Below are 16,691 nucleotides of genomic sequence, written 5' to 3'. Positions count from 1 at the left end.
ATGCCCAACCGCGACGGCCCCGGCGGCTGCAGACAAGAAGGTCGAGGCGCCGAAAGGCCGTTGAGCCGGTAAAGGCTGAAGCCGTCAAGATTGCCCACCCGACGATGGCCGCTGCCGGCACGGCCACAGGCGTAGAGCACGCAGCCCAGACTCCGAAGCAAGCTCAGAAGAAGGTGGTCAAGACCGACACCAAGACCGAAGCCAAAGTGGCAAGCAAGACCGAGGCGCCGGCGCCGGTCAGCAAGTAAGCCCTCCATCGGCTGACTCGAACCCCCAGGCTGTTACCTGGGGGTTTTTTATTGTCATAATCATGATTGACGCACCTGGGCTAGCCTGAATAAAGCGCAGAAACGTCACCGGATGTGTTATCCTGTCCCCCAGGATAGGATATAGAGCCATGACGACACACACCTCACACCCCGAAATCATCAAGCGGCTCAAGCGGGCCGAAGGCCACCTCAGGAGCATCATCGGCATGCTCGAAGGGGAGCGTAGCTGCCTGGACATTGCACAACAGCTCCAGGCGGTCGAGAGCGCGATCGGCAGTGCCAAGAAAACCCTGGTTCATGACCACATCGACCATTGCCTTGAACACGCGGTACGCGAAGGCAGCCAAAGCGCCGACGACACCATCCGCGAGTTCAAAGCCATTACCAAGTACCTGTAAGGAAACCCCGTGACCGAGTTTTCTGCGCTGCTGCAGCAGGGCAATGCCTGGCTGTTCGTTCCCAGCGCCATCTTGCTCGGGGCGCTGCATGGTCTCGAACCCGGCCATTCCAAGACCATGATGGCGGCCTTCATCGTCGCGATTCGCGGCACGCTTACCCAAGCCGTTCTGCTCGGGCTGTCGGCAACGATTTCTCATACCGCCGTGGTGTGGGCGGTGGCGATGGCGGGCCTGTACTTCGGGCGTCACTGGAATGCCGAGGTGACCGAATCCTACTTCCAGGTGGCGTCCGCCGTACTCATCGTCGGCGTTGCGCTGTGGATGATGTGGCGGACCTGGCGGCAACAGCACGCGGCGCACGACCATGAACACGACCACCATCATGACGAGAGCCGGTACATCGATACCGGCCACGGGGTCGTTCGGCTGGAAGTGTTTGAAGAGGGTGTGCCGCCGCGCTTCCGGTTGTTCACCGAGAGCCGGCACGGTCAGGTCTGGGCAGCCGACCAGGTGAGGGTCGAGACGGAACGCGCCGACGGCAGTCGCCAGGCCTTCACCTTCGTGCAGCGCGACGGCTTCGTCGAGTCCGAGCAGGAGATTCCGGAGCCGCACGAATTCGTCGCCCGGCTTCGCCTGGGGCACGCGCAACACAGCCACGACTATGATGTCGAGTACGTCGAGCACGACCACCATCAGCATACGATCCAGGACTACGAGGGATTGGATGTCTCCGCACCGGGCTATCAGGACCCGCACGAACTGGCCCACGCCAACGACATTCGCCGCCGCTTCGCCAACCGGGAAGTGACGACCGGCCAGATCATCGTCTTTGGCCTGACCGGCGGGCTGATTCCTTGTCCCGCCTCGATCACCGTGCTGTTGCTGTGCCTGCAACTGAAAGAGGTCGCACTCGGGGCGGCCCTGGTTCTGTGCTTCAGCATCGGCTTGGCACTGACGATGGTGGCGTCAGGCGCCCTGGCGGCCTTGAGCGTGAAACAAATTTCCACGCGCTGGAGCGGCTTCGGGGAGTTTGCCCGCAAAGCACCCTACTTCTCGGGTATGCTGATCCTGCTGGTCGGCTTCTATGTCGGTTATCAAGGACTGCACGCTCTACCCTAGCGGCCCCCTCGGCTGCCACCCTTGTCCCAGTTATAACGCGCCGTTCTTTGCCAGCGGGTCTGTGGTTGGGGCAGGGCCTTGCCGGCAACGGGCTGCGGCGTAGCCCTTTTCGGGGTGGCTTTGGCATGGGGTCGGTCAGGATGTGTCGGCTTGGCGGTCATCAGGACGAGCTCGAAGAGGGTGGGTAGCGCTATGGTAGACTGCTGCTGTTCCATTTTAACGCTCAAGAGGCCGCCATGTCCGGTAACACCATCGGCACCCTGTTTGCCGTGACTTCATTTGGTGAGTCACACGGGCCGGCGATCGGCTGCGTGGTCGATGGCTGCCCGCCGGGACTTTCGATCAGCGAGGCCGACATTCAGGCCGAACTCGATCGCCGCAAGCCGGGAACTTCGCGGCATGTGACGCAGCGGCGCGAGCCCGATACCGTAGAGATTCTGTCGGGAGTTTTCGCCGGTCGGAGCACGGGCGCGCCGATTGCCCTTCTGATCCGCAATCAGGATCAGCGCAGCAAGGACTACGGCAACCTTGCCGAGACCTTCCGTCCGGGACACGCCGACTATGTGTACACGCAGAAGTACGGCTTTCGCGACCATCGTGGCGGCGGTCGCTCCTCGGCGCGCGAGACGGCGGTTCGCGTTGCCGCCGGAGCGATCGCCCGCAAGTGGCTGGCGGAGCGTTACGGTGTCCGCATCCGCGGCTGGATGAGCCAGCTCGGTCCGATCGAGATTCCCTTTGTCGCCATTGCCGAGATCGATGGCAATCCCTTTTTCGCCCCGAACGCGGCCATCGTCCCGCAGCTCGAGGACTACATGGATCTGTTGCGCAAATCCGGCGATTCGGTGGGAGCGAAGATCACGGTCACGGCAACCGGTGTTCCCCCGGGCTGGGGGGAACCCGTCTATGGTCGGCTCGATGCCGAGATCGCCTACGCGATGATGGGCATCAATGCGGTCAAGGGGGTCGAGATTGGCGCCGGTTTTGCCAGCGTGTCCCAGAAGGGCAGCGAACATGGTGACGAGATGACGCCGCAGGGCTTTCTCGGCAACCATGCCGGCGGCGTTCTCGGCGGTATCTCCAGCGGCCAGGATCTGGTCGTCCATCTGGCAATCAAGCCGACCTCGAGCATTCGTCTGCCGCGTCGCTCGGTGACTCTCGATGGCCAGCCGGCGGTGGTGGCAACGCATGGCCGACACGACCCCTGCGTGGGCATCCGCGCGACGCCGATTGCCGAGGCCATGCTGGCTCTGGTGTTGATCGATCAGGCCCTGCGGCATCGCGCCCAGTGCGCCGATGTGGTCTGCGCGACCCCCGTGATTCCGGCGCATCCGTTGGGGTGACGGGCAGACCTGGCAATGGGTATAATCTCGTTGTCCGGTCGCGCATGGGGCGGGCCGGGACTAGCCAGGGGCGATGATCATGCAAGTTGAGCACCACGACCTTCACCATGAGTTTCCCGAGTATTTGGATTACATCCACTCGCTGAAAAACGCGAGCGAGCAGTTTGGCCACCTGTATGACGAGTACCATCAACTGACCAGAGAAGTCGAGCGGCTAGAAGAAGAAGACCTGCCGGTTGACGATTTCACGATCGAGAACATGAAGAAGCACCGTGTTTGGCTCAAGGACCAGATGTACCGAATGCTGGTCGCGCACAAGAACGGCGACTGATCCGATCCAAGCCGGTGTCGTCGAATGCATCCGGTAGAATTGCCGGATGCATGATCTTCCCTATTGGCGTCTTTCCGGCTACTACTTTTTCTATTTCGCCTTCATCGGCGCGTTTTCGCCGTATTTCGGGCTCTATCTCCAGTCGCTGTCTTTTTCGGCCTGGGACATCGGCCTGCTGATGTCGCAAATGCAGCTGATGCGCCTGTGCGCGCCGTATCTCTGGGGCGCACTCGCGGATCGTCTGGGGCAGCGGGTGCGAATCGTCCGTCTTGCGGCCCTGCTCAGCCTGCTCGGGTTTTCGGCCTTTTTTGCCGTGCACAGCTTCGCGGCGATGCTCGTTGCCATGGCGGTCCTGGCCTTCTTCTGGAGTGCCGCGCTGCCACTGGTCGAAACCGTGACTTTCGACCATCTGCGCGACGAGCCGGGCCGTTACAGCCGCATCCGCGTATGGGGATCGGTCGGCTTCATTGTCGCGGTCATGGGAACCGGTGCGCTGCTGGACAGCACCTCCTTGTCGATGCTGCTGTGGGTGATCATCGGCACGCTGGTCGGCATTCTGGTCTACGCGCTCCTGGTTCCCGAGGTGGCATCGCACGGATCGGCAGACGCGCCGGTACCGGTGGCCACGATCCTCCGCCAGGCGCGTGTTCGGGCACTGTTTGCCGCGTGCTTTCTGATGTCGGCGGCGCACGGCGCGCTCTACGTGTTCTACTCGATCCACCTCGCCGCTCATCACTACAGCAAGTTCCTGGTCGGTTGCCTGTGGTCGCTCGGCGTACTGGCCGAAATCGGTGTTTTCCTTTGCATGGCGGCCGTGCTGCACCGCCTGGGCCTGCGGGTCATTCTGCTCATCAGTTTTGCTGCGGCGGTGCTGCGTTTCCTGATGATCGGCTGGGGCGTCGAATGGCTGTTGGTGGTCGTCCTCGCGCAGATCCTGCACGGGCTGACCTTCGGAGCCTATCATGCTGCAGCGATTGCCGCGGTCAATCGCTGGTTTCCCGGACGCTGCCAGGCGCGCGGCCAAGCGCTGTATTCGAGCATCTCTTTTGGTGCCGGCGGCCTGCTCGGCAGTCTGCTCAGCGGCTGGACCTGGGAGCGCCTGGGTGCCGGGCTGACCTATACCTTGAGTTCGGCGTTTGCTGCCGCCGGCCTGTTCTGCGTGTTGTTCTGGGTGAAAAGGAGCGATCTCGACGAGGTCGGCGAGAAAAGCTCCTTGCTATCCGTTCGGCAAAACCATGGCCGGTCTTGCCCGTGATGTCTGGTCGCAAGCGCGGACGATCGGCTGTTCCACGTCGGGCGAAATCATCGGCGGCGGCGTCAGGGTGCCGGGAGACTTGGCGAGGTTCGGGAATCGGCTGGCAAGGACGACAGACTCTCGATCCACGGTTCGAGGCGCTGGCCGATGACGATCTGCACCTGGTAGCGGGGCGTCCGTTCAGCGGGTGCCGGGCGGCCAATGTCGCGCAGCGGTTCGAGCAGCGGACGCAGCGCAAAGGGCACATTGATCTGGCCGATGGTGATTTTGTCGAGGTAGCCTGCCAGATGGTGCTGTTCGTCGTGCTGGCGAACGATCGGTCGTACCGTGCCGCGCAGGATCAGGTGGCGGCTGCGGTCGGGGTAGCGGGCGCGTAAGGCGTCGCTGTCGAGGCCGGCGTCAATGGCGAAGAGGCGGCTGGCATGCGCTTCTTCGAGAGCCAGGCCGTCACGGTATGAGAGAATGTTTGCAGGAGATACCCGAATGCATGGTCTGCAAAGCGCATCTGCCAGCCCTTGCTGGCGTCCATCGGTGCTGGTCTGCGTGCTTCTGGCCACGGCCTGTGGCCAACCACCGTCGGCGACCGTCGCGCCGGCGGATGGACGGCGGCACTTCACCGGCACCTGGTCGGCGACGGGCTCCCGCCAGACGCTGTACCTCGAATGGCTTTGATGATCAGGGGTGCCTGCTACAGCCATGACCATTAGACCTGGAAACGACCGACCAACTCGTGCATCTCGGTCGCCAGGCGCTTCATTTCCGCCGAGGCGCCTGTCGCTTCGCCCGTTGCAGCCGTATTTTCCTCGCTCATCGACGCGATCCTTTCGACCTGCTGGGCAATCAGCTCGCTGGCAGCGCTTTGCTCCTTGAGCGCGTTGGCGATGTCCGACGAAACGTCAACGACGCGGATCGCTCCATCGCGAATCTGGACGATGGATTTGCCTGCCTGACGAGCCCCTTCGGCATTGCTGTTCACCTGCCCCACCACCTGCCGCATATCGGCCAATGCGCGCTGTGTCTCTTCCTGGATCGCGCCAATGACCACGGAAATCTCCTTCGTTGCGGTCGTTGTCCGCTCCGCAAGTTTGCGCACTTCGTCGGCCACGACCGCGAAACCGCGTCCCTGCTCGCCAGCCCGAGCGGCTTCAATGGCGGCATTGAGCGCCAGCAGGTTGGTCTGATCGGCAATTTCCTTGATCACGTCGGTAGTGCTGCCGATCTGGTCCGTACGCTTTCCCAGTCCTTCCAGGGTGTGCGAGGCACTCTGCACGGTCTCGGCCATGGCCACCATGTCGCAGACGGTCTTCTCGATCACCTGCCCACCGCTCACGGCCGTAGCCAGGGACTGCCGCGCGATTTCCTGGGCGGTGGCAGAGGAATCGGCGACATGGGTGATGCTGACCGACATCTCTTCCACTGTCGCCGCGATCGATGACGTGGCATCGTTCTGTTGCCCGGTTGCCGCTGCCAGATGCCCGACCGACTGTGCCAGTGCAACGGAAGCGCCAGCGACATGGTCGCCGGTGTCCCGCATGCGCCTGACCACTGCCTGAAACTCGTCGAGCAGCGAATTCACACTCGATGCCACCTGCGCCATCTCGCTCTTTCCGGAAATCGGGATACGGCGGCTGAGGTCAAGCGTTTCCCTGATCTCTGCGGTGGTTTCCTGGACACTGGCCATCTGCCCCGAGATCTGTCGCACCGTGACTACCACCACCGCGCCGGACAGGATGAAGGCGATTGCCATCAATGCGATCAGCAGCTTGCGTGCGGATGCCAGCGACGCTTCCGAGGCGATCAACTGATGCTCAAGATGATCGATTTCGCTTTTTTCGAAAGTGGCCACCACCTTGGCGATGCCTTCCGTGGTCGCTCTGTCCCGGCCCTTGACCGCGACATCGACTTTCTTGCCAGCCTCCGGATCGCTCTTGTCAAAACTGCCGAGCGCCGCCTTGTAGGTGGCGCCGAGGGTCGCGTGATCCTGGATGAGCTTGTCGAGATCGGCGATCAGCCCTGCCTTCGCCGGATTGCTCTTGAGTGCGTCGAGCGTGGTTTTCAGCCGCTCCTGAACGACCTTTTCTCTCTCCAGGAACGCCTTTTCATATCGGGAAAATTCCTGTTCCTGGTTACCGCGGATGAGAATGTTTTTCCATTCCTGCACCTGCGTCTTGAATGCGACTGCGGCGGTCTGGATGTCGATCAGGGTTCCGATGCCCTGGCGTATGTCGACCAGGTCAGCCCGTAGCTGGGTGTTGAAGCGGGATAACTCGAAAATACCGACGCCGCTGGCGATGACCATGCTGCCGACGGCAATCAGACCGAGTATCAGGACTCGGGCCTTGATCGTGAAATTGTGCATGCAGACCCTGTTTCCGTTGGAAATGGCTGATCGGGCCGCAATGTCATCACGCTTGCAGGCCTTTGACAAGCGTTTTTCAGGTGCAGTGCGCCAGAGGCGGGGAAAGTGTTGCATTGCGAGATTGCATCGGCAGCGCTTTCGTGTATTCTGAGGTCATCAATGATCCGAGGAGGCAGGATGCGCATGCCGGTGACTACCTTGCAGGACTCTACCGCCGATCGACCGTTCACCGTTGACCGGTCGCTGCTGATCCAGCGCCTGCGCGAGGTGCTGCCGGCACAGGCGCTGCTGTTCGAGGAAGAAGACCTGCGGCCATATGATTGCGATGGTCTCACCGCTTTTCGGCAGTTGCCGCTGCTGGTCACGTTGCCGGAGGACGAAGCGCAGGTGCAGGCGATTCTCCGGATCTGTCATGAACTGCGCGCGCCGGTGGTGGCGCGGGGTGCCGCCACGGGTCTGTCGGGTGGCGCCACACCGCATGCGGACGGCGTGCTGGTCGCGCTCGCCAAGCTCAAGAAGATCATCAGCGTCGACCCCGTGTCGCGGACTGCGGTGGTCCAGCCCGGTGTGCGCAATCTGGCGGTGTCCGAGGCAGCGGCGCCCTACGGTCTCTATTATGCCCCCGACCCCTCGTCGCAGATCGCCTGCACGATCGGTGGCAATGTCGCCGAGAACTCGGGGGGCGTGCATTGTCTGAAATATGGACTGACCGTCCATAATGTGCTGCGCGTGCGCGGCCTGAGCATTGAAGGCGAAATCGTCGAGTTCGGCAACGCGGCCCTCGATGCGCCTGGTTACGACCTGCTGGCGCTGCTCAACGGTTCGGAAGGTCTGCTGGCGCTGATCACCGAGGTCACCGTCAAGCTGACCCCCAAGCCCGAACTGGCACAGGTGGTGATCGCCTCGTTCGCCGACGTGCGCCGGGCTGGCGACGCGGTCGCCAGCATCATTGCCGCCGGCATCATTCCGGCCGGCCTCGAAATGATGGACAGGAGAGCCATTCTGGCTGTCGAACCCTACGCCAACGCCGGTTACGACATGGATGCCGAAGCGATCCTGCTCTGCGAGTCGGACGGCACGCCCGAAGAAGTCGCCGAGGAAATCGGGCGGATGACGGCGGTGCTCGAAAAGAGCGGTGCTGCCGGGATTCGCGTCTCGCAGAATGAAGCCGAGCGGCTCAAGTTCTGGGCCGGGCGCAAGGCGGCGTTTCCGGCGGTCGGTCGCCTGACCCCCGACTATCTGTGCATGGATGGCACGATTCCGAGGAAGCATCTGGCCGATATGCTCGAAGCGATCGCCGCTCTTTCCGGGAAATACTCGCTGCGTTGTGCCAACGTCTTTCACGCCGGCGACGGCAATCTGCACCCGCTGATCATGTACGACGCCAACCAGCCGGGAGAACTCGAGCGGGCGACAGCCTTTGGTGCCGAGATCCTCGAACTGTCGGTACATTTCGGTGGCACCATCACCGGTGAACATGGGGTGGGCATCGAGAAAATCGATCTCATGGCCGAGCAGTTCACGCTCGCCGAGATCGGCGCTTTCCATCGCCTCAAGGCGGCTTTCGACGAGCATGGCCTGCTCAATCCCGGCAAGGGCGTGCCGACGCTGGCACGCTGCCGGGAATACACGCTGGCGCGCGGCGGCGGCGAGCAGAATTCAATGAACTCGATGAACTCTTCGAGGCAGTGATGGATCCCTGGATCGAAAACTGGACAGCGCGCATCAACGACGCTGCCGGCAGTGCTGGCCAGCTGGCGATTCGTGGTGGCGGCAGCAAGACCTTTTACGGTGGACGGGAACAAGGCGAGAGGCTCGACGTCGGCGCCTATCGAGGGATCGTCGCTTACGAACCGACCGAACTGGTGGTCAGCGCGCGCGCCGGCACGCCGCTCGTCGAATTGACCGCAACGCTCGCCGAAAAGGGACAATGGCTGGCTTTCGAGCCGCCGCATTTCGCGCCGACTGCAACCGTCGGCGGCATGCTCGCCAGCGGTCTGTCGGGTCCGCGCCGGCAGGCGGTCGGTGCCGTCCGTGATTTCGTTCTCGGCGTCAAGCTGTTGAATGGCCTGGGTGAGGTGCTCTCCTTCGGCGGCCAGGTGATGAAGAATGTCGCCGGTTACGATGTCTCGCGGCTGCTGGCCGGCAGCCTGGGAACGCTCGGCGTGCTGCTCGAGGTGTCGTTGAAGGTGCTGCCGCTGCCGGTGGCCGAGAGGAGCCTGCGTTTTGCGATCGACGAGGCGACCGCGCTGCAGAAACTCAATCAGTGGGGCGGGCGACCCTTGCCGATTTCGGCGTCTGCCTGGCACGACGGGATTCTGACGCTGCGCCTGTCGGGTGCCGTGGCGGCGGTCGCTGCCGCAGAGCGCCTGCTCGCCGGTGAGTTAATGGATGCTGCCGAGGCGGAAGCCTATTGGCGATCACTGCGCGAGCAGACGCACGCCTTTTTTGCCGGCGACGCGCCGCTGTGGCGTCTCTCGCTCCCGTCGGTGGCGCCGCCGCAGGGGTTCGGAGCGACGCTGATCGAATGGGGCGGCGCGCAGCGCTGGCTGCGTGCCGGCGACGCGCGTGCGCTACGTTCGGCAGCGGCAAAAGCCGGTGGGCACGCAACGCTGTTCCGGGGTGATGACGCCTTGAAGGCCGCGGTCGGTGTTTTCCAGCCCTTGCCCGCGCCGCTGGCGCAAATTCACCGCAATCTCAAGCACGCCTTCGACCCGCAGGGGGTCTTCAACCCCGGCCGAATGTACCCGGATTTCTGAAAGTTCGCCAAGCATGCAAACCCATCTGGCCGATTTCATCAAGGACACGCCGGCCGGGCGTGAGGCGGACGCGATTCTGCGTAGCTGCGTGCACTGCGGCTTCTGCAATGCCACCTGTCCCACTTTCCAGTTGCTCGGGGACGAGCTCGACGGGCCACGCGGCCGCATCTATCTGATCAAGGAGATGCTCGAAGGGCAGCCGGTGACCGCAAGGACGCAGCTCCACCTCGATCGTTGTCTGACCTGCCGGGCCTGCGAGAGCACCTGCCCATCGGGGGTCAACTACCACCGCCTGTACGAGATCGGACGCGCCGTCATGGAGCAGCGCGTGCCGCGTTCGCTGGCTGCGCGGGCGACGCGTTCGCTGCTTCGCGAAGCGCTGCCGCGCCGCTGGATATTCAAGCCGGCGGTTCGCATCGGCCAACTGCTGCGGCCGCTGCTGCCAGACATGCTCGCCGAAAAGGTGCCGATGCCTGCTGGCGCTCGCATCGGTGCCTGGCCACGGCCGGCTGCACACGCGCGCCGGATGGTTGCGCTGGCCGGTTGCATGCAGCCGACGCTGGCGCCCAATACCAATGCGGCGACCGCACGCGTCCTCGACCGGCTCGGCATCGAATTGATCGAGGTGGCAGGAGCCGCCTGTTGCGGTGCCTTGCGCTACCACATCGATGCCCAGGAACAAGCCCTCGACGACATGCGGCGTGTCATCGATGCCTGGTGGCCAGAACTCGAGAGTGGGCGCGTCGAGGGATTCGTGATGACCGCATCGGGTTGTGGCGGGCATGTGCGCGAGTACGCTGCACTGCTCAAACACGACCCGGCCTACGCCGACAAGGCGGCCAGGATTGCGGCGATGACGCGTGATGTCTCCGAGGTGCTCGCCGCCGAGCAGCCTCGCCTGCTCGAGTTGCTGCGCGCAGCCAGTGTCGGTGTCGGCGAGCGGGTGGCCTTTCACTCGCCCTGCACCCTGCAGCATGCACAGAAGATTCGCGGGGTCGTCGAAGCGCTGTTGACTGCCGCTGGCTACCAGCTTTCGCCGGTCGCCGATGCGCACCTGTGCTGCGGTTCTGCGGGCACCTATTCGATTACGCAGCCGGTTCTCGCCAGGCAGTTGCGAGACCATAAGCTGGCGGCGCTCCATGCCGGTTCGCCGGATCTGCTGGTCACGGCCAATGTCGGCTGCCAGATGCATCTGCAAAGCGGCAGCACGCTGCCGGTGCAGCACTGGATCGAACTGATCGACGAGCGTTTGCGCGCCGCTTCCTGAAGCGTACAGACCACACACGTACAAAGAGCGATGTTCATCGACCGTCAGGCCAGCAGTTACGATGCCTTGTGCAGGAGTTTCCGCTGGCAGCTTCCCGAGCGCTTCAACATCGGCGTCGACGTCTGCGGCCGCTGGGCCGAGGACCGCAGCCGCTTCGCGCTGTACTACGAGGACGCGAGCGGTTTCTCTTCGGCGCATACCTTCTGGGACATTCAGCGCGAAGCCAATCGCCTTTCCAACGTACTTGCGGCACTCGGCACGCTGCCTGGCGACCGGGTGGCGCTGATCCTGCCGCAGTGTCCGGAGGCGGCCATTGCGCATGTCGCGATCTATCAGATGGGCGCGCTGGCCGTCCCCCTGTCGCCGCTGTGCACGCCGGATGCACTCGCATACCGTCTCGGCGACGCGGGTGCGCACCTGGCCATCGTCGATGCGACGACGCTGCCGACGTTGCGGCAACTGCGCGACAAGCTGCCGCAACTGCAGCATCTGCTCGGCGTCGGCGCTGCGGCCGGCAAGGATCTCAGGCGCTGGGAGGAAGTGCTCGAACATGCTTCGCCACGCTACACGCCGCTGGCGACCGCCGCCAATGATCCGGCGATGATCCTCTATGGAAGCGGCAGCACCGCCAGACCGAAGGGGATGCTGCTGGCACATCGTACGCTGCTCGGCAGGCTCAGCGGCTATGTCTGCTCGCATGACTTCTTTCCGCAGCCGCGTGACCTATTCTGGTCGTCTGCCGACTGGGCGAGCACTGCGGGTCTTGGCGATGGTTTGTTGTCGACCTGGCACTTCGGGATGCCACTGCTCGCTTACCCGGGACGTTTCGACGCCGTGCGGGCGTTTGCCCTGATCGAGAAGTACGGTATACGCAACAGCTCGCTCTCTCCCTGCGACTTGCAGAGGATGATGGAGGCGGTACCCGACCCGAGGTCGATTTACGATCTCGACTTGCGCACGCTGGTCAGCGCTGGCGGACCGGTTGCTGCAGCGGTTTCTCACTGGGCCAGGGAGAAGCTCGGGGTGACGATCAACGAAATCTTCGGGCAGACCGAGATGGGCGATATGCTCGGCAACTGCGCTTCGCGCTGGCCAGTGAAGCCGGGTGCGATGGGCCGCCCGTACCCTGGGCATCGGCTGGCGATCGTCGATCACCAGGGCCAGGTCCTGCCACCGGGCGAACTCGGTGAACTCGCCGTACATCGGCAGTGCAATGGTGAAGACGATCCATTGGTCATGCTCGGGTATTGGCAGAATCCCGAAGCGACGGCCAGGAAGTTCATCGCCGAGGGCTGGGTCCTGACCGGTGAACTGGCGAAGATCGATGCAGATGGCAATTTCTGGTACCAGGGGCGTGCCGAGGAACCGTTCCACCCTGGCGGTCAACCCATGCATGGCTGAAAGCGATAGAATTCGTCGCCGCTCTGCCATGCCCTGGGGCCGCTGGCCAGGGGCGGCAGCAAGGCCTGCAAGAGCTTGTCTTGAGGAGATGGAATGAGCGAAGTGCCTGAACAGGCAGCTCGATTGAAGGTCATGCAGCGACCGCCGGGAGGCTCATTCGATGCCGATCACGATTGACGCCTGTGTCGCCCAGCATCAGGGGGATCGCCGCGAGCAGCAGGACCGGGCGGCGATCCTGCCACATCCCCGAGGCGGTGGTGTGACCCTGGCGGTGGTGGCGGACGGCATGGGTGGCCATACCGGGGGGGTCATTGCTGCCCGGCAGGTGATCCACACCGCGCGCAACAATCTGGATGGTTTTTCAGCGCGCACCGAATCGGCGCGCGTGCTGCTGGAATCGATCATCAATGAAGCACATATGCTGATCAAGGCATCGCGTTTCATCAACGAGAAGGATCCGCACAGCACCGTCGTGCTGCTGCTGTTGCAGCCGGGCAAGGCGAGCTGGGCGCATTGCGGTGACAGCAGGATTTACCATTTTCGTGGCGACAGCCTGCTCTTTCGCAGTACCGATCATTCCTACGTCGGGCAATTGGTGGTGCAGGGCAGAATCACGCCTGAACAGGCCCTGGTGCATCCCAACCGGAACATTCTGTTGACTTCGCTGGGGGGCGTCGAAAAACCCAAGATCGCTTTTGGCGAAGCCGAGGGCCTGCAGGCAGGGGACACCTTTCTGCTTTGTTCGGATGGTCTCTGGGCCTATTTCAGCGATCAGGAACTGGGGTGGGTGATCAATGGCTCGGCGACGGCACGCGAGGCTTCCGAGTTGCTGATCGGCCGGGCACGGGCGCTTGGCAACAAGGACGGCGACAACATCTCGATCACCATCCTGAAACTGCTTGAAGCACCGCTTGCCGAACCGACTGCTGGTCTGCTACTTCCGCCCCAGGCCGCCAAGTAGCGCCGCGACCAGGCGGCGTGGTTTGTGCGGGTTTTCCGTGTGCCGCAGTGGGCGCTCGGCGTCGTTACCGACCGCTGCCGCAACTGGCTGCGGTTCGTAAGGTTTGCTGAAATCAAAACCATCTGCGGCGAGGTTCGGGAAATGTCCGCTGCCGGTTCTTTTCGCTCCTTCTCTCTGCGCACTGCGGCCCGCCATGCGCTCGCTGCGCGGAGTCGCCGGCGGTGGCGCCGCCAGTGGGGCGAAGAGCGGCGGCGCCGGGAGGCGTCGGTGATGGCTGCGTTTGTTGCCGGGGGGGTAGGTATAGTCGTATTCGGGTTCGAAGCCGGCGACCAGAACCTGCTCGACCTGAATCCGGATCAGCTTTTCGATCTCGACCAGATACTGGACTTCACTTGCCGAAACCAGTGAAATCGCCGTCCCCGGCTTGCCCGCACGGCCCGTACGGCCGATGCGGTGGATATAGTCTTCGGGTGTGCGCGGCAGTTCAAAATTGATGACGTGCGGCAGTTCGTCAATGTCGAGGCCGCGCGCGGCGACGTCGGTGGCGACCAGTACCAGTACCGAACCGTCCTTGAAGGCTTCGAGCGCTTTCAGGCGCTCCTGCTGGCTCTTGTCGCCATGGATCGAGTCGGCGGCAATCCCGGCCTTTTGCAGTTCGCGGGCGAGCCGGTTGGTTTCGATCTTGGTGCGGGTGAACACCAGCACCTGATTGAAATCGGCCGACTTCAGGAGTTTGACCAGCAGCGCACGCTTGGCCTCGGCAGCCACCGGGTGGACGCGGTGGGTGATCGTCTCCGACACGGTGTTGCGTTTGGCCACTTCGACCAGCACCGGCGACTGCAGCATGCCGTCGGCCAGTTTCTTGATCTCTTCCGAGAACGTCGCCGAGAACAGCAGGCTCTGCCGCTGCCTGGGCAGCAGGTTGATGATGCGCGTGACGTCGGGGACGAAGCCCATGTCGAGCATACGATCCGCCTCGTCGAGCACGAGCGCCTGCACGCTTGCGAAATTCAGGCATTTTTGCTCGAAGAGATCGAGAAGACGGCCGGGGGTGGCCACCAGCACCTCGACCCCGCAGCGGATCTCGGCAATCTGCGGCTTGATGTCGACGCCACCGAAAACGCAAGAACTCCGGATCGGCACATGCTTGCTGTAGGTTTTTACCGACTCGTACACCTGGATCGCGAGTTCGCGAGTTGGCGCCAGCATCAACACCCGTACCGGGTGGCGCGCGGGCGACGGACTCGGGCTGGCGAAGGCAAGAATACGCTGGAGCAGCGGCAGCGTGAAAGCGGCCGTTTTGCCGGTACCCGTCTGTGCCCCACCCATCAGGTCGCGACCCGCAAGAATGATCGGTATCGCTTGTGCCTGGATCGGCGTTGGCTCGGTGTAGCCCTGGTCGGCAAGGGCTCTCAGGAGATCAGGCGCCAGGCCGAGTTCATCAAAACGCATCCGCGAAACCTTTAAAATCAGTTAAAAAATCAATTGCATGAAATATGAATTATACATCGATTGGGAGGCTGCGCCGGCTCGGCTTGCGCTGCGGGTTCCGGCGGGAAGTCAGCGCTGCTCGAGGCGCTTGAGTGCGCACTCTGCGGCCGCGTCGAAAACGGCGATACGCGAAACGATCCGAGCATGGCCCGAGCGTAGCTGTTGCTCCAGTGTAGCTTGTGGCATGGCGACCGCGTAGTCCCATTCCGGGTTGAACAACAGAACCATACCCGAGGCCGGGCTTTGCCAGCAGCAAAGGCCGCACAAGGATTCCTGCGGCGAAACCAGGAATCGCAGCCATTCGCCCACTAGCGATTCGCCAGCGGGTGCCCTCTGGGGCGTCTTGCTGCCCGCCGGCACTGGCAGAAAACGGAGCTGTCGCCCGTTGCGCTCGAGAAAGCCGGTTTCGGCGGTCGGGTTGCTGGCCTGTACCTGGCGCTCGACCGCGGGCGCTGCTGCCAGTGCCTGGCGGCGCAAGGCGCTGGTCTGCAGGTCGAACAGGGTGTTGAGAAAAGGCCTTCTCTCGGCGGCGCTGACGCCGATCGAATCGAGCCCGGCGCCGATTCGCACGAGCAGTGACGAGGCCAGGCCGGCAAGGCGTTTACGTTCCTCGGCGGTCGGCTTCGGCAGAACGCTCCAGATCAGCTCATCGGCAGTGTTGCTGTCCTGTTGCCAGCGTTCGCCCTGGATGCCGCCATCCGCGGCGGCGGCGATCATGACCCGCAACCAGTACTGTTCAAGAAACGATGCAATTTCCGGCGAGCGGGTTCGCGCCCGGCTGACGCGCAGCCAGTTGTCGGCGAGCCGCGTCGAGTATTGCCGGTTTTCGTGCTCAAGCAGCAGTTGTACATGCGGTTCGGCGGCCTGCCGAACCGCCTGATCTCGCGCCCTGATCAGCATGTCGAGTTCGGCCAATTGGGGATCGAGCGAGCCATTCTGTTCGAGCGTCTGGCGGGCGATAACGGTCAGCCGGCCGATTCGTTGGCAGAGCGGATGCTCTGACTCCTGCGGCAGCCCAAGAGCTGCCCGGGCCATGCGATTGATCAGCGAGCGCGCAGGATGCTGGTCGTTGGAGAACAGCGAGGGATCGATGATCGCCAGTTTGATCAGCGGCATCTGCAATCGTCCGATCGCGGCCTTGATGGCCTTGGGTAACTCGGTGGAGTCGAAGATGGCCTCGAAAATCAGCGCCAGGGTATCGAGGGTGACCGCTTCGCGTTTGCCCAGGGGCAGGTCGAGATCCTTCGCCTTCAGAGCGCTCAGTGGCGTACGCGGCGGTGATTCCGCGACTGCGTCGTCAGGGCTTGCGGCCGCTGAGCGGTTCTCGATCGCCGTCAGGCGGTCGAACAAATGGTCGAGCATGATCCGCGTAGCGGCATCGAGAGCAGGATTCGCCGATCTCGCTCCGCGGTAACTCAACTGCAGTGGATCCGCCGGCTGATCCGTTTCGAGTTGCTGACTGACCGCCTGTTGCAGGGTAGACAGGGCGTTGGCGATCGCCGGCTGGTTTTCGCCGGCTTGCGCCCGGCCCGATCTGAGTTCGGTCGTGACCGATGTGTTCTGTCCTGGCGCTGGCCCGATGCCGTGGCTTGCCAGCAGACCGTCGATTTCTCGATAGAGTCCGGGGATCTGTTGGCAGAGGCCCTGTTCGAGTCGGTCGAGCAGCGCCAGCGTTGGTTCGAGATCGCCGCCGGTAGAGTCCGGGGATCTGTTGGCAGAGGCCCTGTTCGAGTCGGTCGNA

General features: G+C 63.2%; 15 protein-coding genes. 11 read left to right on the top strand and 4 right to left on the bottom strand.

Annotated features, from left to right (window positions below; genetic code table 11):
- The 6 genes from E4Q08_RS20215 to E4Q08_RS20190 form a co-directional block, all read left to right on the top strand.
- The coding region (locus E4Q08_RS20215; protein ID WP_372703808.1) for a hypothetical protein at positions 1 to 248 on the top strand (248 nt) is incomplete at its 5' end.
- Between the two features lie 149 nt (positions 249 to 397).
- Positions 398 to 667 carry a metal-sensing transcriptional repressor gene (locus E4Q08_RS20210; protein ID WP_034910365.1) on the top strand — a complete coding sequence of 90 codons (270 nt, stop codon included), beginning with the start codon at positions 398 to 400 and terminating at the stop codon, positions 665 to 667.
- Positions 668 to 676: 9 nt separating this feature from the next.
- Positions 677 to 1,786, top strand: coding sequence for a nickel/cobalt efflux protein RcnA (locus E4Q08_RS20205; protein ID WP_034910363.1), 1,110 nt, complete (start codon positions 677 to 679; stop codon positions 1,784 to 1,786).
- A gap of 236 nt (positions 1,787 to 2,022) precedes the next feature.
- A complete protein-coding gene (aroC, locus tag E4Q08_RS20200; protein WP_169071691.1) occupies positions 2,023 to 3,126 on the top strand; it encodes a chorismate synthase in 1,104 nt (367 codons plus the stop codon).
- A 79-nt stretch (positions 3,127 to 3,205) separates the two neighbouring features.
- Positions 3,206 to 3,457 (top strand): HP1242/YdcH family protein, encoded by a 252-nt coding sequence (locus tag E4Q08_RS20195; RefSeq protein ID WP_034919620.1) that lies wholly within the window; start codon positions 3,206 to 3,208, stop codon positions 3,455 to 3,457.
- 46 nt (positions 3,458 to 3,503) lie between these two features.
- On the top strand, positions 3,504 to 4,712 hold the full coding sequence (locus E4Q08_RS20190; protein ID WP_169071690.1) for an MFS transporter: 1,209 nt from the start codon (positions 3,504 to 3,506) through the stop codon (positions 4,710 to 4,712).
- A gap of 62 nt (positions 4,713 to 4,774) precedes the next feature.
- Here E4Q08_RS20190 and E4Q08_RS20185 read toward each other — a convergent pair whose 3' ends face one another.
- Together E4Q08_RS20185 and E4Q08_RS20180 are read right to left on the bottom strand one after the other, a co-directional pair.
- On the bottom strand, positions 4,775 to 5,329 hold the full coding sequence (locus tag E4Q08_RS20185) for a DUF4824 family protein (protein ID WP_169071689.1): 555 nt from the start codon (positions 5,327 to 5,329) through the stop codon (positions 4,775 to 4,777).
- An 86-nt stretch (positions 5,330 to 5,415) separates the two neighbouring features.
- Positions 5,416 to 7,071, bottom strand: a complete 1,656-nt coding sequence (locus E4Q08_RS20180) for a methyl-accepting chemotaxis protein (protein WP_034919625.1) — start codon at positions 7,069 to 7,071, stop codon at positions 5,416 to 5,418.
- A gap of 177 nt (positions 7,072 to 7,248) precedes the next feature.
- Here E4Q08_RS20180 and E4Q08_RS20175 point away from each other — a divergent pair, with 177 nt between their 5' ends.
- The 5 genes from E4Q08_RS20175 (at position 7,249) to E4Q08_RS20155 (ending at position 13,459) form a co-directional block, all read left to right on the top strand.
- The gene (locus E4Q08_RS20175; protein ID WP_169071688.1) at positions 7,249 to 8,763 is read left to right on the top strand and encodes an FAD-linked oxidase C-terminal domain-containing protein; all 1,515 of its coding nucleotides are present in this window, start codon (positions 7,249 to 7,251) and stop codon (positions 8,761 to 8,763) included.
- Positions 8,763 to 9,830 (top strand): glycolate oxidase subunit GlcE, encoded by a 1,068-nt coding sequence (glcE, locus tag E4Q08_RS20170; RefSeq protein ID WP_169071687.1) that lies wholly within the window; start codon positions 8,763 to 8,765, stop codon positions 9,828 to 9,830. Before E4Q08_RS20175 ends, glcE begins: the two co-directional genes overlap by 1 nt.
- A 13-nt stretch (positions 9,831 to 9,843) precedes the next feature.
- Positions 9,844 to 11,097: a glycolate oxidase subunit GlcF gene (glcF, locus tag E4Q08_RS20165; RefSeq protein WP_169071686.1), complete on the top strand. Its 1,254-nt coding sequence runs from the start codon at positions 9,844 to 9,846 to the stop codon at positions 11,095 to 11,097.
- A gap of 30 nt (positions 11,098 to 11,127) precedes the next feature.
- A complete protein-coding gene (locus E4Q08_RS20160) occupies positions 11,128 to 12,498 on the top strand; it encodes an acetate--CoA ligase (protein ID WP_169071685.1) in 1,371 nt (456 codons plus the stop codon).
- Between the two features lie 160 nt (positions 12,499 to 12,658).
- Entirely contained in the window at positions 12,659 to 13,459 is an 801-nt protein-coding gene (locus tag E4Q08_RS20155; protein WP_034916601.1) for a PP2C family protein-serine/threonine phosphatase, read from the top strand.
- Here E4Q08_RS20155 and E4Q08_RS20150 read toward each other — a convergent pair.
- Both E4Q08_RS20150 and E4Q08_RS20145 read right to left on the bottom strand, forming a co-directional pair.
- A complete protein-coding gene (locus tag E4Q08_RS20150; RefSeq protein WP_169071684.1) occupies positions 13,433 to 14,911 on the bottom strand; it encodes a DEAD/DEAH box helicase in 1,479 nt (492 codons plus the stop codon). The genes E4Q08_RS20155 and E4Q08_RS20150 overlap by 27 nt on opposite strands.
- 108 nt (positions 14,912 to 15,019) lie before the next feature.
- Positions 15,020 to 16,312, bottom strand: coding sequence for a hypothetical protein (locus E4Q08_RS20145; RefSeq protein WP_505438045.1), 1,293 nt, complete (start codon positions 16,310 to 16,312; stop codon positions 15,020 to 15,022).
- Positions 16,313 to 16,691: the final 379 nt, after the last annotated feature.

The organism is Candidatus Accumulibacter contiguus (assembly GCF_012940005.1).
Classification (GTDB): domain Bacteria; phylum Pseudomonadota; class Gammaproteobacteria; order Burkholderiales; family Rhodocyclaceae; genus Accumulibacter; species Accumulibacter contiguus.
The sequence above is the reverse complement of the archived record's forward strand: the minus strand, read 5'-3'. Positions and strand labels throughout refer to the sequence as shown.